The 246-nt window shown below is 44.3% G+C and carries 1 protein-coding gene; it reads left to right on the top strand.

The features are described 5' to 3' along the window. Positions 1-246 (top strand): RRXRR domain-containing protein (locus JUI58_RS14110; RefSeq protein ID WP_204104436.1); only part of this gene is annotated, 246 nt, incomplete at both ends.

Raw genomic sequence — 246 nt, forward strand, 5'->3', positions numbered from 1 at the left:
TTCCCTTCACAATTATTATTCAAGACATAGAGGGAGGAGAAGTTAATGAATGTCAGTTAAAAATAGACCCCGGTTCTAAAACGACGGGAATTGCAATTGTGCAGGGAAATCGCGTTATCTGGGCGGCTAAATTGACCCATCGCGGACAGCAAATCCGAGACAAATTAACCTCAAGACGACAATTAAGAAGAGGACGACGCAGCCGCAAAACCCGGTATAGAAAACCTCGATTCCTGAATCGAAAGC

This window comes from Spirulina sp. CCY15215 (assembly GCF_016888125.1).
Classification (GTDB): domain Bacteria; phylum Cyanobacteriota; class Cyanobacteriia; order Cyanobacteriales; family Spirulinaceae; genus CCY15215.